The organism is Streptomyces zagrosensis, assembly GCF_014203645.1.
GTDB lineage: Bacteria > Actinomycetota > Actinomycetes > Streptomycetales > Streptomycetaceae > Streptomyces > Streptomyces zagrosensis.
In genome coordinates this window covers 229,971-255,601 of the sequence record NZ_JACHJL010000013.1, presented here as the reverse complement: position 1 = coordinate 255,601, position 25,631 = coordinate 229,971, and the positions used below count along the sequence as shown (strand labels likewise).

Here is a 25,631-nt window from a genome sequence, read left to right as displayed (position 1 = left end):
CTCGCCGGTTAAGGCGGGTCGGTGATTACTGCGTGTTACTATTTTCTGCCGCCCGGCGTCTTGGGAGAGCCGTTCTCGCGTCGTTCATCCGCTGTATCCACGCCAAGGGCTGAGGCGGTTACCAGGGATGATGCCCGTTTCGACGGTGAACTACCGTCTAGAGGGGAACTTCTTGTGTCAAATCTCCCTCACGGCCGATGATTACAAAGAGTAGTGGGCATTTGCGGTGGGTTTGGCGAAGCCTCATGCCCCTACGTACAGTTCGAGGGTTTGCTGGTGGCACGAGGCCGAGGGACGGTAGCGGCGATGACGGTGGCTGAGGAAAGCCTGGCCGAAGAGATGGGCATTGCCCCGGACCGGTTGGCGGCCTGCTTGGACGTGCTCGCGGAGCTCGACCGGCTGCCGATCGACCACCCCGACGCGATAGCTGTGCGGCGGGCCACGGCCGGAATTTACCGGACCGTGAAGCAGCGGCGGCGACAGGAGCGGCGCGCCGCCAAGACCGCCAACGACAAGGCGGTCACCGAGGCCACCGCCACCGGCGCGTCCGACCGCATCGATGACGAGACGATGGGTGTCCCGCTCGCCGCCACCGCGGACACCGAGGTCGTCGGTGTCCTACAGCGGCCACGCGCCTGCTACGTCTGCAAGACGCGGTACATCGAGGTGGACGCCTTCTACCACCAGTTGTGCCAGTCGTGTGCCAAGGAGAACCGCTCGCGGCGCGACGCCCGTACGGATCTGAGCGGACGACGGGCGCTGCTCACCGGTGGCCGCGCCAAGATCGGCATGTACATCGCGCTGCGACTGCTGCGTGACGGCGCACACACCACCATCACCACACGCTTTCCCAACGACGCCATTCGTCGGTTCAAGGCGATGCCCGACAGTGCGGAGTGGCTGCACCGGCTGAAGGTCGTCGGCATCGATCTGCGGGACCCGGCCCAGGTGGTCGCGCTGGCCGACTCGGTGAGTGCCCAGGGCTCGCTTGACATCCTCATCAACAACGCCGCCCAAACCGTACGCCGCAGCCCGCGCGCCTACGCCGAACTGCTCACCGCCGAAGAGGCGCCCCTGCCCGCCGGGGAACTGCCCGCCAAGGAGGTGCTCGGGCGCCTCGGCAGCGGTGGCCGGGCCGTGCTACCCGGGCAGCGCACCGATGCCGACAGCCTGACCCCCAACGCGATCACCGCCCTTGCGCTGACCAGCGGTTCGGCCTCGCTCGCCCGGATCGAGGCCGGCACCGCGATCGACGCCGGTGGACTCGTGCCCGATCTGGACCCCAGCAACAGTTGGGTGCAGCGGGTGCACGAGGTGAACCCGCTGGAGTTGCTTGAGGTCCAGCTGTGCAATGTGACCGCGCCGTTCGTGCTGGTGAGCCAGTTGCGCCCGGTGATGGCCGCGGCTGCGGCACGCCGCAAGTACGTGGTGAACGTCTCGGCGATGGAAGGCCAGTTCAGCCGCGGCTACAAGGGCGCGGGCCATCCGCACACCAACATGGCCAAGGCCGCCCTCAACATGCTCACTCGTACCAGCGCGCAGGAAATGCTGGAGAGTGACGGCATCTTGATGACGGCCGTGGACACGGGCTGGATCACCGACGAGCGGCCCCACCCGGACAAGGTCCGGCTCGCGGCGGAGGGTTTCCATGCACCGCTCGACCTCGTGGACGGCGCGGCCAGGGTCTACGACCCGATCGTGCGCGGCGAACTCGGTGAGGACCTCTTCGGCTGCTTCCTCAAGGACTACGCGCCCTCGGCCTGGTAGTCAGTGTCGGCCGGGCGGCAACGGCCGGGCCCGGCGCGGATCATGCGGTGCCGCTGGGCGGGAGGCGACGGTGGACCCGCCCAGCGATGGACCCTTGGCCCCTTGCGCCATTGGCGCATTGGCTTAATGGGTTAGCTGTCGCCGGGTGGTGCCCTCGTCCCGGCGGCCGGAGGGCCGTGTGCCACCGGGACGTTGGCGGGATGGTGTCGGGGCCGTCTATCAGGTGCCGGGCTTGCGGCCGTAGACGAACGTGTCGTCGCCGTTCTTCAGCAGGTTCCAGTATTTCTTCGCGTCGGCCGTGCGCATGTTGACGCAGCCGTGCGAGCCCGGCGCCGACCAGACGTTGCCGCTGATCGCGTGGAACGCCTGTCCGCCGTCGAAGAACTGGCTGTACGGCATCCGCACGTGGTAGAGCGTTGACCAGTGGTTGATGTTCCGGTGGTAGACGCGCTTGGCGCCGGTACGCGTCTCATGGCCGTTGCGCCCGGTGCGCACCGGCACCGGACCGTAGACGAGCTTCTTGCCGTCCTGAATCCAGCTCAACTGCCGGCTCAAATCGATACAGGCTATGCGCCCCTTGTTGGTGGGGCACTTCTTCGCCTTGTTCGGATTCTTGCCCGCAGCCCGCTGCTTGCCCACCAGGTCCATCATGCCCTTGGTCACCGGGCCCGCGTATCCCGCGTTGGGGGAAATGCTGTATTTGGTCTGGAAAGCTCGAATTGCCCGGCAATCGGCGGTGGATTGCTTGCCGTCCACCGGCCTGCCGAGAAACTTCTCGGCCTGCTTCTGGTATGGCCCTGCCTTTGCCGTACAGGCGGTCGCGGCCTGTGCGCTGCTGGTGCCCAGTGCCACACTCAGCGGCACCGTAAGACTGGCGATGCCGAGCAGCACCCCCACTCGGCGGCCCATGGTCCTGCGTCTGTCGGTGCGTGGACCCTGCTCGATGTCCTTGTTGTTCTCGTTCACCCTCATGCCTCATATGACTACTCATATGACCTCTTGGTTGCGGATGGGATGCGACAGATTTTGTGCAGACCTTCCGCGCGGGCGCGCCAGTGATCCCAGCCAACAAAAGGCGCGCACAGGCCGCGTGCGCGGTTGGCGGGCCGCCCAGCACCATGCGGCGCCGCTCCCAGCGAAGTTCACGGTCGGGCGGCGTGTCGCGCAAGGCACCGGGCGCGACTTCGGGCTTGAGCCGGGTCAGTGATCCGTCCAGGCGATGGCCCGAAGGAGGGCTGCTGACGGCGGTGGGCCGAAGGTTGGCTGCTGAGCGAGCCGGCGCCACCCCCGCGATCTCGCTCCCAGCGCTGTACGGGGTGGCCAAAGGGCCTCGTTTCAGCCGTGGGCGGCATCTCGTGCGCGCTCCGCGCGCTGCGTTCGGCGTCCGTGGGCACCCGCGTGAGAGCGTGGGCGCGATACGCAGGCCAGGACCCCGAGCGGGAACGGCGAGCCATTGGAGGGTGACACGATGACGGTGACTGCGGCGGAGCTGCTCGACTCGGCGGTGCGGCGGCTGACGCCGGAGCCGGACGCCAACCGGTTGGTGCCGCTCGTGGCGGCGGGGAAGGCGCCGCTTGAGGCCATCACCACCCTCGCTTTGGAGCAGTACCGCATCATCGACAGCGATCGGCGCGCCTTCCTCCATCTGGCGCAGCGCGCCGCCGGCGAACCCGTCATCAGTACCTTCTTCACCGCGATGGCGGATGGCGAGTACATCGCCATGACCCGGCTCCACGGCCTGGCTGCCGCCTGCGGTCTCGACGAAGCCGCGGTACGTGGCTACCGCCCCCGCGCCGGGTGTCAGGCGTATCCCGCGTATTTGGCGTGGTTGGCCCTCAACGCTGAGCCTGCCAATGTGGTGCTCGCCCTGGTCGCCAACTTTGTGGCCTGGGGTGACTACTGCGGGACGATGTCGCACGGACTACGGACGCACTACGGTTTCGATGCCAAGGCGTGCGGCTTCTTCGACTTCTTCGCACAACCGGTGGCGGGCGACGGCGAGCGGGCGCTCTCGGCGGTGCAGGCCGGCCTCGACGGTGGGCTCATCACGGACGCGGCGGACCAATACGGCCAGCTCGTGCTCAGCTACGAGCTGATGTTCTGGAACACGCTCGCCGACGTTTCGCTCCCGCCGGCAGCTCGCTGAGGGAAGCGGCGGGCGAGGCCATGGCGCGTCCGGCGTCGTGTCGCGCCGGGCTGCGGCGTGGGAGTAAATGAGGAAGGAAAGGGCAGCCGGTCGGTGACGGGCGGATTGTCCGTGCACGCGAACCCCAGGAGTTTTCTCATGGCGTACGACGTCACAGCGATGACGGTGCCACCCATTTATCCGGAGCCCGTACCACCCGGCACGCCGGACCCGGTCCCGCCGACGCCCACGCCGCCGCCCGGCCCGGGCCCAGGTCCTGGGCCAGGTCCCGAGCCGGGGCCGGGCCCAGGACCGGTGCCGCCCTTCCCGCCGGACCCGACCCCGGCCCCGGGCCCCACGCCTGGGCCGCCCGAGCCAACGCCCCAACCCGAGCCGGCGTGACGGGCCTGTTGCCGGTGTGTCGATGACGCCACTGGCGCCTCCTGCCGCGGCGCCGCCAGGTGCTTACGCCCTGGCGGCGCCGCCATGCCCAAACCAAACCCAGGGGCGGCGCGGCGGGACTTCGAAAAAGCCCTTCGCAAGCAAGCCCATTCCTGGACGTCGTCCTTCGCTGGAGCGGGAATAGCGCTTTTCCGTCCACAGGGGGTCAACCACACCCCATCCTGCACCGCGGCAGCCAAGGGCGCCCGAGCACTCGCTGGCCGACGAATTGACGTACCGCCGCGCCGGCTGGGCATTGGGCGCGAAATTGCATGACCGTGCCTGCTCGGCCGGTAACGTCTCTAGTGGAGACAAATCGCCGTCCACCTGGTGAACAGATCCCGTGACGGTCACTACGCTCTTTCCCTCTCGGCCATCCAACTCCCTTGTAAATGACCGCACTAGCTCCGCATGCACTATCACGGCCGCGCCGTTCCGTCGCGGCCGAAGTGTTGCGTTTGCAGGATGGCGTGTTCTAGCTTGCTGGGAGCTTCAATTGGTGCCGTGACGTGGCGAGTTACACGTTCTCTACGGCGCGTGAAGGCTGAATCGCTCGGGGGAATCTCATGTTCACTAAAGGTCTACTCGGCATTGCCGCGCGATACATGTCGCGCCAACCAGCGACTGTGGAAAGGGGAGGACTGGCGCCTTCCGCGCTGCCGTGCGCCAGATGTACGGGGGCGTAGGCGGATGCGCTTTCAGCTCCTTGGACCACTGAGTATTACGGACGGTGACGAGATTGTCGTGCTTCAGCCGTCCAAGCCGACCATCCTGCTCGCCGCCCTGTTGATCAACCCCAACACCGTTGTCTCCACGGGCTTTTTGCTGCGAGCCGTCTGGGGTGAGGAACAGCCCGCGACGGCAAAGGCGGCTCTACATACCTGCGTACTGCGGTTGCGGCGGATTTTCGCCAAATACGGCATTGCTGACAACGCTATCGAGGCGGTGCCCGGCGGCTATCGCATCCCTGCCGACGTCGCCACTCTCGATTTACTGCGCTTTCGTGCGCTATTGAGTCAGGCCGCCGCCGAGCCCGATCCCGAGGCGGAACTGTCCGCGCTCAAGCAGGCTCTTGCGCTCTGGCAGGGGCCCCTACTCGCCAATGTGCCATCGGACGCGCTGCACCGTGACGAGGTGCCCCGGCTCACGGAAGAGCGGCTACGCGCCACTGAGCGGGTCTGCGACATCCAGCTCTCCCTTGGCCGCAGTCGCGAGGTGCTGGTCGAACTGTGGGGAGCCGCACGCTCGCACCCTGGCCATGAACGGTTTTGGGCGCAACTCATCGAGGCCCTGTACCGAACTGGGCGGCAGGCCGAAGCGCTGGCCGAGTACCGCCGCGTCAAGGGCTATCTCCTGGACGAACTCGGCGTCGAGCCCGGGCCCGCGCTACGCCGCCTTGAGCTGGCCATACTGCGCGGTGATCAACTCGGCCCGGCTCCGGCCGCGGTGACCGACAGCCGTGCCCCGCAGCTCGGGCCGCCATCGCCCCCGGCCACCGGCCAGCTCGCCCAGCAGCAGCCCAGCGCACTCCCCGCGGCGCAGCTCACCCCGGCGGCCCTGCCACCAGGGACCGCCGCCGGCCTCTCCCCGATCACCGCCCCCGCGCGGCCACCGCAGGCCCGCAACGCCACCGCCGAACTGGCGCCCGGCGCGGGCCCGCCCGACTTCCTGGGCCCGCCCGGGTTCACCGGCCGTACCGCGGAGAGCCTGTCGATCGCCGCCCGGCTCACCGCGGACCAGACCGGGCCCCGCACCGTGGTGCTCTCCGGGGCGCCAGGGGTCGGCAAAACGGCCCTCGCCCGACACATCGCCCGCCTGGTGCAAGAGGACTTCCCGGACGGCGTCGCCCTGGTGTCGATGAACGACCGCGACGGCACACCGCGCACCGCCGCCGATGCGGCGGCGGCGGTGGGCGGAGTCCCCGGGATAGGCCCCGGCCGCCGGGTGCTGCTCATCCTCGACGACGTCACCACCGCCGACCAGGCCAGGCCGCTGCTGCCCACGAGCCCGGGCAGCGCGGCAGTGATCACCAGTCGTCGGGGTTTGGCCGGGTTGCTCGCCACCCATGGCGGCTGGACCCACCGGGTGCAGCCCTTCGCCGAGGAGGGCTCCCGGCGGCTGCTGAGCGCGGTCATCGGCGTGGAGCGCACCGAGCGGGAACCAGACGCGGCACGCGAGTTGGCCCGCGCCTGCGGTCACTTTCCACTCGCCCTGCGCATCGTCGCTGCCCGGCTGTTGACGCGGCCCACGTTACGCATCGCCGACTGCGCCGACTGGCTGCGCCGCGATCCGCTGGCCCGGCTCGCGCTGGCCGACGATCCACGGATGTCGGTGCCTGACGTACTGCGCGGCGCGCTGACCCGGCTGGAACCGCGCGACGCCGAGGCGTTCATGCGGCTCGGGCACAGCACCGGCGACCGGTTCGGCGCCGCGGACTGCGTCGATGCGCTCGATGTACCGCTGGCGGCTGCCGAGGACACCCTGGAGCGGCTCGCCGACGAAGGACTCCTTGAGGAGGAGCCGCCCGATGGCTACCGCATGCACGACCTGATCCGCCTCTTCGCCCGCGGGGGCGCCGGGCTGCGGGAGCCGGTGCCCACCCACTGAGCCCACCCCGGCGCCTGTCTCGCGTACCCGCGTACGACCGGAGTACGTCGCGTACGCCCGTACCGCCGCGCACGCCTCGCAGCGCACGCCCACACCCCGTACGTCCCCTACCCGCGCAGCCACCACCCGGCTGCCGCACCGCACTCGCCCCCGGTGGACCGCAGCGGCCACATGCCCCGCTCGCCGCCAGCCGCTTGACCGCACAGCTCCACGCCGACCCCGTGGCGGTCCCTGAACCGTCACATTCGACACAGGTGGGACAGACATGGTTGCCGCAGCATATGAAGAGATCGCCCAGACCCGGCCGCGCATCCGCCGCGATGTGCTCTTCACCGAGACCCCGGACGGGGTGCTGTTTCACAACGCCCAGGGAGGCTTCCATCTCAACGCCAAGTCCGCGTACCGCTTCAGCACGCTCATCGTCCCCTACTTCGACGGCAGGCACCGGGTAGCCGACCTCTGCGCCAGCCTCGGTGACCAGCAGCGCGCCATGGTCGCCGGACTGGTCAAGACGCTCTACGAACGGGACTTCGCACGCGATGTGCCGGCCGGGTCCGAGCGTGCGGAAAGCCCCGTGGACGAGGCCGTGGCCACCCGGTTCGCCGCACAGATCGACTACATCGACCACTACGCAGACGACGCTGCGACCCGCTTTCAGCGCTTTCGAGACACCCGGGTCGCGATACTCGGCGACGACCTCATAGCCCGCTGGGCCGCGCTCAGCCTGATCCGTAACGGCTGCGCCACCGTCGCCGTGCTGGCCAGTGCCGACACCCCGCGCAACCAGTTCGCCGACGTCATCGCCGAGGCCAAGACACTGGCCGACGAAGGCTGCCCGGCCCGTATCGAACTGCTCGACGGCAAGGCGACTCCGGCCGCCGCCACGGGCGCACCCGGGGCGGAACTGGACTGGGCCGCACTCGCGGACTACGACACCGTCTTGGTCACCGGCGGTCACAACGCGCCGCGCCGGATGCACCAGTTGCTCAGCAGCCCACTGCCGGAAGGCAAACGCCTGATACCCGTGTGGTCATTGGGCCGCCGCGCCGTCGTCGGGCCACTCACCGCGCGGGACGCGAGTGGCTGCTGGCACTGCGCCGTGCTGCGGCTCGGCGGCAACGGCGATGCCGGCGAGGCCGCCGACCTGTGGCGCTCCCTCGCGCTCGGCGGTGGCCACCCGTCTCCGGCGGGCCGCGAGCCCGGCCGGCCGCTCTCCGCGATGCTCGGCAACCTGCTCGGCTACGAGGTGTTCCGGCTCGCCACCCGCGCGCTGCCCGCCGAGACCGAAGGGCAGGTCATCGTCCAGGACATGGAATCGCTCGACGTGGCCGCCGAGCCGCTGCTGCCGCATCCCGGCTGCCCGCGCTGCGCGCACCAAGACGCCACTGACGCCTCTGACGCCTCTGACGCCGCGACGGCGCTGCGCGACGGGCTCGCCAACGGCCCGACCACGCCGGTCGGCACCACCGTGGAGACCGCTCGTGACGCCGACGCCCTGGTCGAGGAGTTGAACGCGCGGATGGTGTTGGTCAAGCCGCACGCCGGGGTGTTCACCGCGTTCGCTGACGAACACCTCACGCAGACCCCACTCAAGGTCACCACTATCAGCCTGGCCACTGGCCACGGCGGGCGCCGAGAGGTCTCCGCGTTCGATGTGCACCACGTGGCCGGCGCCCGCACCCGCGCCCTGTACGCCGCCGCCGAGGTGTACGCGGAGCACGTGATCCCCTGCCCCACCGCAGGCACCGCAGGCACCGCAGACACCGCAGGCACCCCAGACACCACAGCCGCCGGGGAGGGTGCCGCCGCAGCCGGAACGTCGGTCGAGCCCGGTCGGCTCGCCCTTGCCAGCGGCCTGGCTCCAGGCCATGCCACCGGCGACGGCGCGCAGTGGGTGGCCGGCACATCGCTGCTCACCAAGGAATCGCTGCGGGTGCCGGCGGCGGCCGTGCGCCCCTTCGGTGCCGCCAACCGTGACCGCGCCTTCTTGCCCACGCGCGCCGGCTGCGGCGCGGGCGCCAGCGTTGCCGAAGCCGCCGGGCGCGGCCTGCTGTCCGCCCTGGCGCACGACGCACTCCAACGCGCCCTGCGCGGCGGATCGCTCACCGGTGTCTCGCTGATCGGCCTGGGCGACGGCGACCCGGAACTGACCTTCTTGGTACGCACCGCCGACACCCTGGGCGTGGGCCTTGAACTGCTCGACCTGGGTGAGTGCGAGCACTCATCGGCGCACGTCCTGTTCGCCCGTGCCACGGACCCGGGAACCGGAGTGCCGGTCTGGTCCGTAGGCGCCGATCTGGTGTGGCGAACGGCGGCCGGCAGCGCCATCCGCGACCTCCTCGGACAGGTGCAGCTGCGGCGCGAGCTGCCCGCCGACGCGCAGTTGGACACCGGCGATCCGCTTCTCGGCGACCTGGCCCCGGGCACGCTGGTCGCGGCGACGGCCCGTATGACGGGCGAGCGGCCCGCCACCACCTGGAGCACCGTCCTGGACCGGCTACGAGCGGCAGGACGAGACGCGATCGCGGTACCCACCGGCGCGGCCGACCTGGCCGCGGGCGGCATCACCACGGTTCGCGTCCTGCTCACCACTGGTCTGGACGCCACCGTCGGTACGGGCAGCGCCGACACGGCAGCCACCACCGAGCCCGGCACCCCGAACGCCGAAGGGGCGGGCCATGACGCCTGAGCCACAGCCCTGGGAGGTGTCCGCACGGACCTTGGAACGGCTGGTGCGTGCCGCGCCCGGCGCCGACGTACGCAGCGGGCTTGGCGCAGCCGCGCCCCCGGTACGGGTGAGCGCGCTCGGGGTGCGTGACGAGTTCGCGGTGACTACACCCACACCGCCGCCGAGCGAGCCCGCCGTTCCGGTGCACCTCTATGGGCAGCATGCGATCGTCGGCCCCTTCCCGGCGCCGAACGGCCGCAGCGGGCGCGGGTCTTCCGGCGTACCCGGCGACCCGTACGGAACCGGCGGCGCGCACGATGCCGGCGGCCCGTACGGTGCCGGAGGCGGCCCCGTGGCCGATGGCCCCCACGGCGATGGCCCCCACGGCGATGGCCCCCACGGCGATGGCCCCCACGGCGATGGCCCCCACGGCGATGGTCCCCAGGGTGATGGTCCCCACGGCGATGGTCCCCAACACCAGCCTTGCGCGAGGTGCCTGGCCCGCCGCTGGCAGGCGGTGCGTTCGGTGGCGCTGCGGGACGCGCTGGAACTGGGTTCGGGTACCCGGGCGGCGGGAGCATCGCCGTACGCCACGCCGTTCGCCGCGGACGCGATCGCGGCACTGGTGGCGATGCATTGCGAGCGGCAAAGGGGGGCTGCGCACTCCGAGCGACAGGAAGGTGCCGCGCATCCCGAGCGGCCGGAGGGGGACAGCCCCTTCGCGCCGATCTACCTGGTGGATCTCGAAACGCTTGAGGTGCGCCGGTATCCACTGGTGCCCGATCCGCAGTGCCCGGTGTGCGGGCGGCGTGAGGAGGACTCGGCGCAGGCCGCCACCCTCACCCTCGCCCCGGCGCCCGAGCACGCGCCCGGCACCTTCCGGGTGCGTCCCATCGACTCCTACCGGCTGCCGGTCGCGGCCTTCGCCAACCCGATCTGCGGCGCGCTCGGTCCCTCGGTCGTCTACGACGTCTCCTCCACTTCCACGTCCGCGAGCATTGGCTGCTTCTCGATGCGCTCGGGGGAGTATCTGCGCGAAACGTTTTGGGGCGGGCACGCAGACTCCTTCGAGGTCAGCGCGCGCGTCGGGGTCCTGGAGGGGCTGGAGCGCTACGCCGGAATGCGCGCCCGCGGCAAGGTCACCAAGGTCACCGGCAGCCTCACCGAGCTGGCCGAGCAGGCGCTCGACCCGCGGCAGTGCGGCCTGTACTCCGACGACTTCTATCGGGACAACCCGAGGATCACACCGTTCTCACCTGACCGGGTGATCCCCTGGGTGTGGGGCTACTCGCTGCGCGACCACCGCCCCGTCCTGGTGCCCGAGGTGTTGACGTACTACCACGCGCCCGGCCTGGAGAACCGATTCGTCCAGGAGAGCTCCAACGGTTGTGCATCTGGCGGCAGTTTGGAGGAGGCCGCCTACTTCGGTCTCCTTGAGGTCATCGAGCGGGACGCCTTCCTGCTCGCCTGGTACGGGATGGCGGCACTGCCCGAGATCGACCCGGCCACCAGCGCCCGGGCCCGTACCCGGCACATGGTGGACCGGCTCGCGATGTACGGCTACGAGGCGCGGTTCTTCGATGCCCGGGTGTCCTTCCCGGTTCCGGTGGTGACCGCCGTCGCGGTACGGCCCGACTGGGGGCTTGGCACCATGTGCTTCGGCGCGGGCGCTGGGCTCGATCCGGAGGCCGCGCTCAGCGCCGCACTGTGCGAGATCGCCACCGATGCCGTCAACCTCCAGCGCCGCACCGAGCAGGACGAACCCCGACTGCGGGCCATGGCCGATGACTTCGACCAGGTCGCCGCGTTGCACGACCATCCGCTGTGTTACGGCATCCCCGAGATGGCCGAGCACGCCCAATTCCTGGTCGGCCCGCGCCCGCGCCCCGGGCAGCGCGTTCCACCCAGGCCGCGCGGACACTCGATGGCCGCCCAGTACGGAGACCTGGCCGGGCCGTCCGGTGACCTGCAACAGGATCTGGAGCGCTGTGTGGCAGCGGTCACCGCTGCCGGATTCGACGTGCTCGTCGTGGACCAGACCTTGCCGGAGCAGCGCGCGCTCGGGCTCACCACCGTCAGCGTTCTCGTGCCCGGGCTGCTGCCCATCGACTTCGGCTGGCGCCGCCAACGTGCCCTGGGCATGCCGCGGCTGCGCACCGCGCTACGCGAGGCCGGGCTGCGGGACAGCGATCTGACGCCTCAGCAGTTCAACCCTGCCCCGCACCCGTTTCCCTGATCCACCCCATGAGAGAGGAGCACTCCCATGGGTTACGCCCATGAGTACGCGGACGCGATCATGCACCGTGGCCGCGTCCCGATGGAACCGGCCGACTTCGTGCCCGACTGGGCTGACCGGCCCCGCAAGTCGAAGTTCTACCCGGGAGCCGAAACCTTCCCGCTGCCCGACGATGGCTACCCGGCCGATGCGACGGTGGACCGCGGAGTCTTCCGCCACCCCGGGCCACTGTCGGTGTCAAGACCTCAACCAGCCGATGTGCCCGGTGCCTTCACGCTGCCGCTGCTCGGCGGGATGCTGCTCGACTCGTACGGTCTGGTGGGGCGCAGGCTCGGCGTCCAGGCCAACACCGACCTTGCCGCGCTGCCCTTTTATCCGCAGGCCAACTGGTCACGCGGCACCGCATCCGGCGGCGGCCTCTACCCGGTCAGCGTCTACTGGGTGAGTGGCCCGTCCAGCCCGCTCACCCCCGGCATCTACCACTACGCCACCCGACACCACGGCATGCAGCGACTGCTGGCGGGCGATGTGTCCGGGGAGGTCAGGGCCGCCCTGGGGGAGGAGGCGGCGGGTGGCGCGTACACCGACCAGTACCTCGTCCTGGGCATCAAGTTCTGGCAGAACTCCTTCAAGTACAACAACTTCTCCTTCCACGCAGTGAGCATGGACATCGGCACCATCCTCCAGACCTGGCGGATGTGGGCCGGGGCCAGAGGGCTGCGCATCGCCCCCAACCTGTGGTTCGACGAGCCGCGGCTGACCAAACTCCTGGGGATACGCGGCGCCGAAGAGGGCATCTTCGCCGTGGTGCCGCTGCACTGGGCGGGCGCCGCACCCCCCGCCACCACCGCACCCCCCGCCACCGGCGTGCCGTCCCCCGACCTGGTGGGCGTACGGCACCAGGACAGCGAGAGCTCTCGCCGCGTGCTCACCTTCGATGCGCTGCGCCGCATGCACACCGCGACCACCGAGCACGCGGCCGAGCGCCCCGCGCCGGGCGCCCTCGCCCCGGCCGCCGCGCCCCCGCCCCGCGCGGGCGTCGCCCCCCATCCGCTGCCCGCGCCCACCCCACTCGACATGAGCGTGCGCACCGCGCTGCGCGAACGGCGGAGCAGCTTCGGCCGGTTCGACGCGTCCCGCCCCATCAGCCGCGAGCAGCTTGCGGCGACGTTGGCCGCCTCGTACGCCGGAACCCATCTGGACACCGATGTGACGCGGGCGGGCACCGAGCTCGCCACGCTGTACGTCTTCGTCAACCATGTGGCGGGGCTGGCGCCGGGAGGCTACGCGTACGACCCGGCCGCCCATGCGCTGCACCCGATCACGGCGGGGCCGCCCGGGCCCTTTCTCCAGCGCAACTACTTCCTGGCCAATTACAACCTGGAGCAGGCGGCGGCCGTCATGGTGCCCACCGTGCGCACCACCGCCATCCTCGACGCCATCGGCGACCGCGGCTACCGACTGGTGGGCGCCACCATCGGCGCCCTCTCGCAGACCTTCTACACGTCCGCCGCCGCGCTCGGCCTCGGCGCCGGGGTCGCGCTGGGCTTCGACAACATCTCCTTCATCGAGGAACTGGGCCTCGAAGCAACCGGCGAAGCCCCCCTGCTGATCATGCTGGTCGGCAATGAGCGCCCGCGGCCCGCCGACTTCCGCCATGAGATCGCCTGAGCCGATGGACGCGAACGAGGCCACCGACATGCACGACGCGACACGACCGGCTGACCTGCACGACGCGATACGACCGGCTGACCTGTACGACGCGATACGACCGGCCAGCGGCGACACCGCAAGACCCGCCCGAGGCGACGGCCAAGCAGCCGCCGCGCCCGGTGGGGACAGCGGCGCCCTGGGTCCCAACCCCGGAAGAAAGAGCGCGGCCATGCCCGAATCTCTCGACCCCTCGTGGGCCATCGGCCGCCGGTTCATGCTGCGCGTGGCCGGGCTGCCCATCGACACCGTCCATGCGCTGCGCTGCCCCGACAGCGCACGCTGGGCCCGCCGCACGCTCGCCGAGGAACATCGGCTGCGGGCCAGCGGCGCCGCGTTGAGCGATCGACTGTACGAGCTGGTCGGGGCCAACGACGACGAGGCGGCCCGGCGTGCCCTGCTGCGGCTGCGTAGGGAACTGTTCAACAACCGGCTGCCGCGCGACCAAGCCGGCGCCCTCGCGCTCGTCTCGGCGGTCGGCGGGGAGCGGGCCAGCGCGCTCGCCGACGACCTGAACGGGTGGCTGGCGGACCGGCGTCAGCTCGCCGAGCTGTACGCCGCGGGCGAGCCGCTCCTCGCTGACGAACTCGCCGCATCCCGCGTCGCATTGCGCCGCATCGTGGACGATGATCAGCTACGCCGCGGCCTGCTGCTCGCCTCGCCCACGCTGGATGGCCAGCTTGACGCGTTCGTCGCGGACACCTCGGCACGCCCCGGCAAGCGACAGCGCAAGATCGAGCGCTCCGTGCTCTCGTATCTGTACCGCACGGCCTGCAAGACCAGCCCGTTCAGCACCTTCACGGCGGTCGCACTCGGCGACTTCCACCCCGTCGACCATGCCGACCACATCGACCATGCTGACCGCGCCGACCACCTCAACCGCGCCGCCCCCGCCGATCCCGTCGATCCCGCCGATCCCGCCGATCCCGCCGATAACATTGCCCGCACCGATACGTCAGACGCGGCAGCCACAGCCCACGAGATGGCCCCGCAACTGGCCGGGCAGACGATGCGCCTTGCCGACGAGTGGACCAGCCACCCACGGCTGAACGTCGTCGTTCTCGGTCGCCTCGTCGATCTCATCCTGGCCGACCCGCAGCGGCGCGGAGACCTGCCGCTCGCGCTGGCCTCCGGGTGGGACCTGGAGGACGACCGGGTGCGCTATGTGCGGCGCTCGGTCACCGCGGGCGACAACAACGCAGCCGTCACCTTCGACGCCGTCTCCGACCGCCTGTTCTTCCTGCGCCGCACCGGAGTTCTGGAGCGCATGATCGCGCTCTTCGAGGACCGCGGCACGCTACGCCATCGCGACCTGGTGCGCTGGCTCGCCGAACAAGAAGACGCCGACCCCGCCGAGTGCGCCCGCTACGTCTCCGCGCTGATGGAGCTCGGTATGGTCCGGGTGCCGTGTCTGAGCACCGATGTGCACAGCCCAGACCCGCTGCGCTCCTTTCGTGCCGCGCTCCACGCGCTCGACCGCCCCTGGGCCGACGCTCTCTTCGCAGGTCTGGCCGACCCGATCGCCCTCGTGGACCGATACGCAGCCGCGGACACCGACCAGCGCAGACACCTGCTGCGCGAGCTGCGCCGCACTCTGCACGTCCTACAGGAGGAGCTCGGCGCGCCGGACGGCACCCTGCCGCAGACGCTGATGTACGAGGACGTGACCGCACGGGGCGCGGACGGCGAACTGGCCTACGCGCTCGACACCCGGCACGGCGTGCTTGGCGAGCCACTGCGGGCCGTGGAACGCCTGCTGCCCGCCTTCGACCTCACGTTGCCGCAACGGCTGACGTTCAAGGGCTTCTTTCAGGCCAGGTTCGGTGTCGGCGGGCGCTGTGACGATCTGCTGCGCCTGGTGCACGACTTCCACGAGGACTTCTTCGACCAGTACCTGACCTTCACCGCACGCCGGCAGCCGTTCGACGCGGCGGGGGATTACGTGCCCGAGGAGAACTGGCTGGGCCTGCCGCAGATCGGCGCACTCGACGCCGCGCGCCGGGAGTTCATCACCCGGATGCGGGAGCTGTGGACGGCGCGTGCCCCGGGCGCGGCGGAAGCGCTCGATACGCCGGTACCGGAGGCGGCGCCGCGGGCCGGCGGGCCGGCGGACATCGAACTGGACGACACGTTCATCGAGGCCGTCGCCGACCAACTGGCGCCCCTGGGCGCCGGGTTCGCGCCACAGAGCCACTTCGTCCAACTGGTCGCGGGCGAGCAGCCGGCGCCCGCCCCCCACGATGGCGCGGGTGATCGCCCCGCCGCTGTGGCGCGCGGCGGTGACCCGGCCGCGGCGGACGCCGCCCGCCCACCGCTGGCCGTCCTCAACCGGTCCTACGGCGGGCTCGCCTTCCCTTTCAGCCGCTTCACGCACTGCTACGACGGGGCCACCGGTCCCGATGCGCTGTCGCCCCGGCTGCGCGCGGAAGCCCGCGCCATCCAGCCAGCAGGCGCGGTCTTCGCCGAGATCACCGGCGGCGCGGTCACCAGCAACCTCAACTTGCACGGTCGCCTCACCGACTACGAGATCGTGTGCCCCGGCGAGACCAGTTCCGTTCCCGAGGCCGATCGCATCGAACTGGACGACCTGTACGTCGAGCACGACCCGCGCGCGGATCGGTTGGCGCTGCGCTCGCGGCGGCTCGGGCGCGAGGTCATCCCGGTCTACCTGGGCTATCTGGTGCCGCTCGCGCTGCCCGAGATCCCGCGTACCCTGCTGCTGCTCTCGCCGACGTCCATGGCCCCTTTGGACGTGTGGGCCGGGGTGCCGGAAGGCCCCGCGACCGACGGCGTCACCCGCCGCCCTCGCGTAGCCCACCGGGGCCTGGTGCTCAGCCGCCGCAGTTGGGCCACCACCGTCGCCCAGCTGCCCGCCCGGGCACCGGGGGACACGGACGCCGGCTGGTTCGCCGGTTGGCACCGCTGGCGTCTGACCCACGGCATCCCGGACCGCGTCTTCGCCACCGTCTCCGCTGGTCCCGGGCGCGCCGGAGCCGGCGTCAAGCCGCAGTACGTCGATTTCGACAGCCCGCTTTCGCTCGCTGCCCTGGAGGCACTGCTCGGGATGGGAGAGGCGCGCGTCGTGCTCCGCGAGGCGCTGCCGGGCGAGGACGCGCTGCACGTCACCTCGACGCGCGGCCGACACGTCGCCGAACTCGCGGTGGAGACCATCACCCACCAGCGGCAAACGGCCGCCCCGCCACCCCGGGCCCACCCGCCGACGACCGCGGCCCATCCCGTTGTTGAGGACGTCAGGGACGTCAAGGACGCCAAGGACTTCAACGCCGCCAAGGACCTGGTAAAGGACGCGAGCCGATGACTGAACCGACCGTGCGGCCGGCGGCGGAGCCGGCCGCCGCCACCACCGCCCCTGTCCCCACCGCCCCCGTCTCTTGCGAAACCGGGGCCGACGCCCGGGCCGTGTCCGGCGCGGGGCCCACACCGGGCCCCTGGCAGGCGATGCACATCTTCTACGCGGCCAACCCGCAGCCGCTGCTTGTGCAGTGCGTACGCCCGCTCGTCCAGGAGTTGACCGACGACGGGTTGCTGGCCGGGTACTTCTTCATCAACTACTGGCTGGAGGGCCCGCATGTGCGGCTACGCCTGCGGCCGACGTCCGAGGCCGCGACGGAGCGGGTCAGGGCGCGTGCGGAGGCGGCGGTCGAGGCGTTCTTGCGGATCCGGCCCGCGCTCTACCAGGTGGACTCAGGCTTCTTGAACGATTTCTACAACGCGCTGTTCGAGATCGAGTTCCCCGAGGGTGAACGCGGGGACTTCATGAACAGCGACGGCCGGATGAACCTGCGCCCCAACAACAGTTGGAGCCATGAGCCGTACGAACCCGAGTACGGCAAGTACGGCGGCCCGGCCGGCATCGAGCTGGCCGAATGGCACTTCCGGCACTCCAGCGACCTGGTCATCGACGCCCTGCGTACCAAGAACCTGCATCTGCGCACCGTGCTCCTTGGCACGTCGGCGCAGCTGATGATGGTGATGTCCGGCTGTTTCCTCAGCGCCACCGAAGAGTTGGCGCAGTACCTGGACAGCTACCACGTCTTTTGGCACAAGGCGTTCTCCGGTACCAACTTCATCGGCGCCAAGGAGTACGAGGAGGGGTACGCCGCGATGGGCACCGACCTCGGGCGGCGGTTCGCCGGCATCCGCGCCGCCGCGCACAGCGAGGCGGGCGGCGTCGAGCGACTGCCCGGCTTCTTGCGCGGCTGGGCCGAGCACTGTGCCGAGCTGCGCCAGCGCGCCCATGACTTGGCCACCGGAGGCGACCTGGTCTTCCGCTCTTGGGATGGCACTCGCGACGAGTGCGTCACCGACCCCGCGCAGGCGCTGCCCCTGCTGCTGTCCCCGTACATGCACATGACCAACAATCGGCTGCATGTGACCATCCGCGACGAGGCGTACCTCGCCTACGTCCTTGGCCGCGCGCTGCGGGAGTGGACGGCGGGGGAGCGGCCGTGACCGGGTGGCAACTGGCCGACCACCGCCCGGCCGTACGCGGTGGCGTCCTGCTCAGCCAGCCGCTGCTGCGTGGCCGGACCTCGGTTCACCTCGTGAAGGACCCCGACAGTGGCCAGTCCTTCGAGGTCGGGCCCAAGGAGCACTTCATCATCGCCCGGCTCGACGGCCGGCGCAGCCTCGGTGACATCGGCGATGAGTACGCGGCTGCCTTCGGCCGCCGGCTCGGTGAGGCCAACTGGCAGCAGATGTTGCGCCTGCTGCACACCAAGGGGCTACTCGCCGGCACCCCCGCGTCAGCGGCATCGGCCGTATCAGCCGTATCAGCCGTATCAGCAGCATCGGTAGCACCGGGCATGGCGGATTCCGCGGGGCCCGCCGGCGAGCGCTCCACCCTCTTCAAGGGCTCGGTGCGGCTGGTCAGCGACGCTTCGGCGGTCGTCGATCGGCTGCACCGTATCGTCGGCTTCGCGCTCGCCGCGCCGGTCGTCGTGCCGCTGCTGCTGCTCGTACTCGCCGTACAGACGGTCGTGGCGCTGCACCTTGGCGAGTTGACGGATGCGACGGGACGCGCCTTTCAGAACCCGGCGCTGCTGCTTGCCGTGTGCTCCCTGATGTGGCTGAGCACGGCGTTGCACGAGTTGGCGCATGGGGTGACCGCACGCCGCTTTGGGGGCACGGTCAGCGAGATCGGGCTGCGGTGGCGACTGCCCGTGATGATCATGTACTGCACGGTGGAGAACTACCTGTATCTCCGCAGCCGTTGGCACCAGGTCGCCACGGCGGGCGCGGGCGCGTTCCTCAATGCGCTGTTCCTGCTGCCGTTCTTCCCGCTGTGGCTGGCCCTGCCCAACGATGAACCGGCGCGCGACGCGCTGGCTGCCGTGCTGTTGCTCGGCAGCGCCCAGGCGTGGATCAACCTCGTCCCGGTGCCGCCGCTCGACGGCTACAAGATGGCCTCCCACCTGGCGGGCATGACCGACTACGCCGCCGAGAGCCGCCGCTATCTGCGGCTCGCCGCGCTGGGCGCCATCGGCCGCGGCGAGGGCACCGCCGGCTACCCGCGCCGGGCGCGCATCGCCTACCCGGCGTACGCGGCGGCCGTCGTGCTCTCGCTCGCCGCCCTGTTCACCGGCGTCGTGTGGGCCTGCCACCGGCTGCTCGGCGACCGGTTTGGCTCCGCGGCGGCCCTCGTTCCGGCGGTGCTGCTGGCGGTGTTCGGCGCGGCGACGCTGGTGGGCGGCGCGGCACGGGCCCGTACGGAACGGGTCAAGCGGGAGCGCGCGGAAGGGGTGCGTACGGAAGGGGAACGCGCAAAAGCGGAGAACACGGAACAGGAGTTGGCCACGCCCGGCTCGGCCCCGCACGCCCCGGCACAGGCCAGCGCCCCCCGCCCCGGGCCCCGGCCGGCCACCAGGCCCGAGACCAGACCTCACACCAAGTCGGACAGCACGCCACACACCACGCCGAGGAAGGCAGCCGTGAGCGAAGCACAACCGCTGACAACCATGACCGAGCTCGGCACCCCCGACCCCGCGATCGTCCTTGCGGGGGTGCACAAGGCGTACGGCGGGCTCCAGGCCGTGGCCGGTGTCTCGCTGGAGGTCAGACGGGGCGAGTTCTTCGGGCTGCTCGGCCCCAACGGTGCGGGCAAGACCACGCTGGTGGAAATCATGGAGGGGCTGCGGCACGCCGACGCGGGCACCGTCTCCGTACTGGGCATGCCGCCCTGGCCACGCGATATCGCGCTGCTGCCGCGGATCGGCGTGCAAACCCAAAGCTCCGCGTTCTTCGTGCGGCTCACCGCGCACGAGCACCTGTGCACGGTGGCCGCACTGTACGGAGCCGACCCCGCCGCCGTGGACCGTACGCTCGCCCTCGTCGGCCTCACCGAGCAGGCGGGCAGCCGCGTGGACCGGCTCTCCGGCGGGCAACGGCAGCGGCTCGCCATCGCGTCGGCCCTCGTCCACGAACCAGAACTCATCTTCCTTGACGAGCCGACGGCCGCCCTTGACCCCCAGGCCAGGCGTGCGCTGTGGCAGGTGCTGCGCGACCTCAAGGGCCAGGGCCGCACCATCGTCTACACCACCCACCACCTCGATGAGGCCGAGGCCCTGTGCGACCGGGTGGCGATCTTGGTCGGCGGCTCCGTCGCAGCCTTGGACACCCCGCGCCGGCTGATCGGTGCGGCCGGGACGGCCACCCGGCTCCTGGTGCCGGCCGACCGGTTGACGGTGGACCAGGCGCGGGCCATCACGGGCGTGCGCGAGGTGACCGTCGAGGGCGGCGCCCTCGTCATCGAAACCGGTGACGACGCCGGCCCTGTGCTCGCCGCCGTCAACGAGATCGCGGGCCTGCAAGGGGTGCAAACCCGTACCGCCACCCTCGAAGACGTCTACCTCCAACTCACGGAGAGCCGATGAGCGCCTACGCCGCCCTGACCGAGGCCAGCTACCGGGCGTACGTCCGTGACAAGGCCACCCTCTTTTTCACCTTCGCCTTCCCGCTCCTGTTCCTCGTCGTCTTCGGACTGATCTTCCGCGGCCAGGACGTGGAGGAGACGGGCCGCCCCTACATCGGCTACATCGCGCCCGGCGTGCTGTCTTGGGGCGTGGGCAATGCGGCCGTGTTCGGGGTCGCGTTCACGCTCATGCAGTGGCGCGCCGATGATCTGCTGCGGCTGATCAGGATGACGCCGGTCAGGCTGTCCTCGGTGATCGGCTCCCGCTATGTGATCGCGCTGGTCATCGGTGTGGTGCAGTCGGTGCTGTTCATCGTGGTCGCGCTGCTGCCGCTGTTCGGGCTTGAGCTGGACGCCACCTGGCCGCTTGCGGTGCCGGTCCTGGTACTGGGGATCACCGCCTTCGTGGTGATCGGCGCCGTGGTCGGCACGTTCGCCGACACCCCGGAGGCGGTCGCCGCCATCGCCAACTTCCTGATGGTGCCGATGGCGTTCTTGTCCGGTTCCTTCTTTCCGCTGGACGCCATGCCCGGATGGATGCAGAGCATCTCCTGGGTGTTGCCGCTGCGCTACCTCAACGACGGCATCTCCGGGGCGCTCTCCGGCTCCGCCAGCGCTGGAGAGTTGACGGTGGACTGCGCGGGACTGATCGGGTTCACCCTCATCTTCGGCGCCATCGCGGTAAAAACCTTCAAGTGGAGCAACCGCCCATGACCGCAACCACTCGCGCCACCACTCCCACCACCACGGCTACTCCCGCCACCGCAGCGGTGCGTGCGGTCACGGCCACGCCCAGCACCGCCGCCACACTCGCCGACCCTGCCGCGCCCGCCGTTGACCCCGACGGTATCGACGGTATCCACGGCATTGACGGCCTAGCCGACGACGACGGCGCGCCGCTGGCCGCCGGCTGCCGCATACTCGCCGCCGCCCTCGCACACCACACCGACGCCGCACTCCCGAGGCCCGTCGTGGTGCCGCTTGGCGCCTTCGATCCGCAGCAGCCACCACCCCGCGACCCGTATGGCCCGCTGCGCGGCGCCGCCCGAGTCCACCTCAGCGCCGAGGCCGTGCTCATCGGCCCCTGGGGCGGTGCACCCGGCGGCGTGGCCGGCTGCGGCCACTGCCTGGCGATCCGCTGGCAGCGACTGCGTACCCGCTCCGAACGCGAGGCCCTGGAAACCGGCACCGGCACCACGGCTGTCGGTACCTGGCCGCTGCTGCACGGCTTCGCCCTGGACGCCGCCCGGGCGCTGTACGCAGCGGTGATCGGCGGCACCGCCCACGCAACGGGCACCGCCCACACACCCGGCACGGCGCACGCAACCGGCACGACGCACGCACCCGGCACGACGCACACACCCGGCGCGACCGCCACGGCCGGCGCCGGCGCCACCAAAACCACCAGCACCGCGGGGGCGCCGGTCCCCGCGGTGTCCGCCACTCCCGTGCCCGTATCGCCGGCGGCTGCCCCCGCCGACCACCTGCTACCGCACGTCTCCCGACTCGACCTGCGCACGCTCCAGGTACACAGCTTTCCGCTGCTGGCCGACCCGTTGTGCCCGAGCTGCGCCCCTCGCTCCACCGAGGACGCGCAGAGCGCCCGCCTCACGCTCGCCGCTCGCGCGAAGCCGGCCCCGGACGTCTACCGCGAGCGGCCCGCCTCCTCCTACCCGCTGCCAACCGCCGCGCTGGCCAACCCGGTGTGCGGCGCGCTCGGCGCCGGCACCTGGATCAATGTCACCTCGCCCACCACGGCGCCGGTAGCGGGCAGCGTCTTCGTACGCAGCTACGCGGGTCTGGTGGACGTCACCTGGAGCGGCCAGTCCCACTCCTTCACATCCAGCCGAACTCTTGCCTTCTTGGAAGGACTTGAGCGGTACGCCGGCACCCACCGCAGACGCCGCGCCGAGCCGCTGATCGACTCGTACGCCAACCTCGCCGGCGATGCGCTCGACCCGGCAGCCTGCGGCTTCTACGCACCCCACACCTACCGCACCGATCCACGGGTGCGACCGTTCGACCCCGACCAGGCCATGCCCTGGCTGTGGGGCTACTCGCTCCGCGACGAACGCTCGATCCTGGTACCCGCCAGGCTCGTGCACTACAGCGCCCCGCTGCGCGCCGACAACTTCGTCTTCGAGAGTTCCAACGGCTGCGCCATCGGCGGCAGCATGGAAGAGGCGGCCCTGTCCGGGCTGCTCGAACTCATCGAGCGGGACTCGTTCCTGCTCGCCTGGTACGGAGATGTGCCGCTCACCGAGATCGACCTAGCCTCCTGCCGAGGCGAGATGGTGCGCGGCATGGTGGATCGGGCCGCGCTCCAGGGCTATGACGTCCATGCCTTCGACAACCGCGTGGACCTGGCCGTGCCGGCCGTTACCGCGCTGGCCGTACGCCGCGACGGCGGGCCCGGAACGCTGTCATTCGGCGCCGGGGCCAGCCTCGACCCCGAGTCCGCCATCGAGGCCGCGCTCTCCGAAGTCCTCACCTACATCCCGCACCTGGGCCGCCAGGTCCAAGAGCGGCGCGGCGAGCTGGAGGCCATGGCGGCCGACTACGACCGGGTGCTGCATCTGAAGGACCATGCGCAGTTGTACGGGCTGCCCGAGATGGCCGAGCACGCCCGCGGCTATCTGCGACCGGCCGGGGTCGGCACGTTGGAGACGATCTACGCCGACTGGCAGCGGGCCCGGCCGCGCACCCTGGATCTGCGCGACGACCTGGCCTGGTGCCGCGATCAGCTCGCCGGCGCGGGGTTCGATGTGATCGTGGTGGACCAGACGACGCCGGAGCAGCGGGCGATGGGGTTGCACACCGTGTGCACGCTGGCCCCCGGGCTGCTGCCCATCGACTTCGGCTGGTCCCGGCAGCGCGCCCTGCTGATGCCCCGCTTGCGTACCGCTTTTCGCCGGGCCGGGTGGCGGGACACGGACCTGACGGAGGACGAGATCAAGCGCGTACCGCATCCCTTCCCGTGACGTCAGGGGCCGCGAACAGCACGGCCCCCTGGCGGGCGCATGGAGGGCGGGCCGAGCGGGTGGGCGCACCACACCGGGTTCGTGGCGGCCGGCGCGTTCGGGGCGCGCCGGTCCTGCAACGCGCGAAGCCCTCTCCGCGAACGGAGAGGGCTCGGGCGCCACGGGGCGCCGCACGCATGGAGCAGCCGTCAGGCGCTGCAACTCGTGGTGCTGGTGGTGCTGGAGCAGGTGCTGGTGCTGCTGCAACTCGTGGAACCGGCGAGCACGACCTCGCTGGCGTCCGAGTAGTCGGAGATCTCGAAGGTCTCCGACTCCAGCTCCAAGATCTCGTCGGCGAGCGAAGCCAGGTCAGTCTTCGGGGCCATAACTGCCTCCCAGGTATGAGTGCCAGACCGCGCCAGGCGACCGGGCAGTGGTTGGTGCGGTCCCCATTCCATCGGAAGCCGCTGGCAGTACCACCGGCGAACTGCTGTCACTCCACTGACACTCACTGACACCCCCTGTCATCCGGTGACAGCGGCCCCACCCGGCCGCGTGCGCCGGCGGCACACCAACACGTTCGAGCCAGCGGCGGGGGAGCGGCGCACAGGACCCGCGGGCCACGTCACTCGACCCACTGCCCGCACCACTACTGACGGAACTGCCCGCATCACCAGTTACGGAACGGAGTTCCCGCATGAGCCAACGCGATCCCGAGCCGGCACCCCCGATGCCCCTCGGTAACCCGGATGCCCCCGGCGGCACGAAGGCACCCGAGGCCGGCCCGTACGACCACAGCGATACCAGTACCGATACCAGTATCAATACCGGTACCGATGCCGGTTTCAGTACCGAGCCCCGCCCCCGGCCCGCCGTCCTCGGTGTGCTCGCCGGGCTGCCCGCCGTACTCAAGCCCGCCGTGACATTCTGCCTGGAGACCCACGCCGATCCCGAGCTGTCGGGCTCCGAGGTGCGCACGGCCGCCCGGTTCGCCAACTGGCTGCGCCAGAGCGGCTACGCGGTTACCCAAGGCGTCGGCGGGCACGGGGTGGTGGGCCGGTTGCGCACCGGCCCCGGGCCGACCGTCATGTTCCGCGCCGAACTGGACGCGTTGCCGATCGCCGAGCGCACCGGCCTGCCGTACGCGAGCGAGACCGTGACCGAGGACGCGCAGGGCCGGCCGGTGCCGGTCGCGCACGCCTGCGGCCACGATCTGCACCTGGCGGCGGTGGCCGGCGCCGCGGCTGTCCTGGCGCGCGCCACCGACCGCTGGCAGGGCACCGTACTGGTCATCGGGCAGCCCGCAGAGGAAACGCTGACGGGCGCCCGGGCCATGCTCGACGACGGGCTGTACGACCGCTTCGGGCGGCCGGATATCGTGCTCGCCCAGCACACGGCGCCGCTGTTGTCCGGGATGGTCGCGCACGCGGCGGCCGGCCCCCTGATGGCGGGCAGCATCACCTGGGAGGTGGTGGTGCATGGGCGCGGCGGGCACGCGGCCACTCCCTGGCTCGCGGTGGACCCGGTGGTCATCGCGGCGGCCACGGTGCTGCGGCTCCAGACGGTTATCAGCCGCGAGACCGCCCCAGCCGAACACGTCACGCTCACCGTTGGCTCGCTCCACGCAGGCACCAGCCCCAACGTCGTACCGGAACAGGCCGTGCTCGGCATCACCGTACGCGCGCTCACTTCGCAGGCACTTGAGCGCGCAGCGCGGGCGGTCGAGCGGATCGTACGCGCCGAGTGCGCGGCCTCCGGCGGTGAGCGCGCACCGGAGTTGACCGTCATCTCCCGCTCCCCGGTCACCATCCCCGACCCCGCGGCGACCGCCGCCGTACGCCGTGCTCATCAGGCACTCTTCGGGCCGCGGCTGGTTATCGACTACCCGGCCACGATGGCCACCGAGGACTTCCCGCTGTTCGGCGCGGACGGCGTGCCGACCGCGTATTGGATGCTCGGTGCCATCGGGCCCCGCCAGTGGGCCGCGGCGCCCGGCACCGGGGCCGCCGAGAAGCTGGCCGCGCTGCCCGCCAACCACGCACCGGACTTCGCGCCCGACATCCGCACCGCCTTGCCCGCCGGCATACGTGCTCTGATCGCGGCCTCATCGGAGTGGTTGCTTCCGGCGACCAAATGAACCAAGGCAGTAACGGGCTGAAATCATGTGTTTCTTAGGCCAGTTGGCG

Annotated in this window: 14 protein-coding genes; 12 read left to right on the top strand and 2 right to left on the bottom strand. The window is 70.8% G+C overall.

What is annotated here, in order from left to right; translation table 11 throughout:
* Window positions 1-306: 306 nt before the first annotated feature.
* Window positions 307-1,767 (top strand): SDR family NAD(P)-dependent oxidoreductase, encoded by a 1,461-nt coding sequence (locus tag FHS42_RS24000; protein ID WP_184575266.1) that lies wholly within the window; start codon window positions 307-309, stop codon window positions 1,765-1,767.
* A 219-nt stretch (window positions 1,768-1,986) separates the two neighbouring features.
* Here FHS42_RS24000 and FHS42_RS23995 read toward each other — a convergent pair whose 3' ends face one another.
* Window positions 1,987-2,676, bottom strand: coding sequence for a L,D-transpeptidase (locus FHS42_RS23995; protein WP_184575344.1), 690 nt, complete (start codon window positions 2,674-2,676; stop codon window positions 1,987-1,989).
* A 559-nt stretch (window positions 2,677-3,235) separates the two neighbouring features.
* On the opposite strand from FHS42_RS23995, the gene FHS42_RS23990 reads away from it, so the two are divergent.
* From FHS42_RS23990 to FHS42_RS23940, 10 genes are all read left to right on the top strand, one after another.
* Window positions 3,236-3,913, top strand: a complete 678-nt coding sequence (locus FHS42_RS23990; protein WP_184575264.1) for a thiaminase II/PqqC family protein — start codon at window positions 3,236-3,238, stop codon at window positions 3,911-3,913.
* 1,110 nt (window positions 3,914-5,023) lie between these two features.
* Window positions 5,024-6,940 (top strand): AfsR/SARP family transcriptional regulator, encoded by a 1,917-nt coding sequence (locus tag FHS42_RS23985; protein ID WP_184575262.1) that lies wholly within the window; start codon window positions 5,024-5,026, stop codon window positions 6,938-6,940.
* A gap of 265 nt (window positions 6,941-7,205) precedes the next feature.
* Complete coding sequence (locus tag FHS42_RS23980; protein WP_184575260.1) at window positions 7,206-9,629, top strand: TOMM precursor leader peptide-binding protein; 2,424 nt, start codon at window positions 7,206-7,208, stop codon at window positions 9,627-9,629.
* A complete protein-coding gene (locus tag FHS42_RS23975) occupies window positions 9,619-11,844 on the top strand; it encodes a TOMM precursor leader peptide-binding protein (RefSeq protein WP_246495300.1) in 2,226 nt (741 codons plus the stop codon). Before FHS42_RS23980 ends, FHS42_RS23975 begins: the two co-directional genes overlap by 11 nt.
* A 27-nt stretch (window positions 11,845-11,871) precedes the next feature.
* Complete coding sequence (locus FHS42_RS23970) at window positions 11,872-13,515, top strand: SagB/ThcOx family dehydrogenase (protein WP_184575258.1); 1,644 nt, start codon at window positions 11,872-11,874, stop codon at window positions 13,513-13,515.
* Window positions 13,502-16,873, top strand: coding sequence for a lantibiotic dehydratase (locus FHS42_RS23965; protein ID WP_446696883.1), 3,372 nt, complete (start codon window positions 13,502-13,504; stop codon window positions 16,871-16,873). Before FHS42_RS23970 ends, FHS42_RS23965 begins: the two co-directional genes overlap by 14 nt.
* Before the next feature lie 140 nt (window positions 16,874-17,013).
* Window positions 17,014-18,027 carry a lantibiotic dehydratase C-terminal domain-containing protein gene (locus FHS42_RS23960; protein ID WP_246495341.1) on the top strand — a complete coding sequence of 338 codons (1,014 nt, stop codon included), beginning with the start codon at window positions 17,014-17,016 and terminating at the stop codon, window positions 18,025-18,027.
* Window positions 18,028-19,532: 1,505 nt separating this feature from the next.
* A complete protein-coding gene (locus FHS42_RS23950) occupies window positions 19,533-20,447 on the top strand; it encodes an ABC transporter ATP-binding protein (RefSeq protein WP_184575338.1) in 915 nt (304 codons plus the stop codon).
* Window positions 20,444-21,199 carry an ABC transporter permease gene (locus FHS42_RS23945; protein ID WP_184575254.1) on the top strand — a complete coding sequence of 252 codons (756 nt, stop codon included), beginning with the start codon at window positions 20,444-20,446 and terminating at the stop codon, window positions 21,197-21,199. The genes FHS42_RS23950 and FHS42_RS23945 overlap by 4 nt, the downstream gene beginning before the upstream one ends.
* Window positions 21,196-23,466 (top strand): TOMM precursor leader peptide-binding protein, encoded by a 2,271-nt coding sequence (locus tag FHS42_RS23940; protein WP_184575252.1) that lies wholly within the window; start codon window positions 21,196-21,198, stop codon window positions 23,464-23,466. Before FHS42_RS23945 ends, FHS42_RS23940 begins: the two co-directional genes overlap by 4 nt.
* Window positions 23,467-23,654: 188 nt before the next feature.
* Here FHS42_RS23940 and FHS42_RS23935 read toward each other — a convergent pair whose 3' ends face one another.
* On the bottom strand, window positions 23,655-23,831 hold the full coding sequence (locus FHS42_RS23935) for a thiazolylpeptide-type bacteriocin (RefSeq protein ID WP_184575250.1): 177 nt from the start codon (window positions 23,829-23,831) through the stop codon (window positions 23,655-23,657).
* A 311-nt stretch (window positions 23,832-24,142) separates the two neighbouring features.
* Between FHS42_RS23935 and FHS42_RS23930 the strand changes: the two genes are divergently transcribed.
* A complete protein-coding gene (locus FHS42_RS23930; RefSeq protein WP_246495299.1) occupies window positions 24,143-25,582 on the top strand; it encodes an amidohydrolase in 1,440 nt (479 codons plus the stop codon).
* Window positions 25,583-25,631 lie beyond the last annotated feature (49 nt).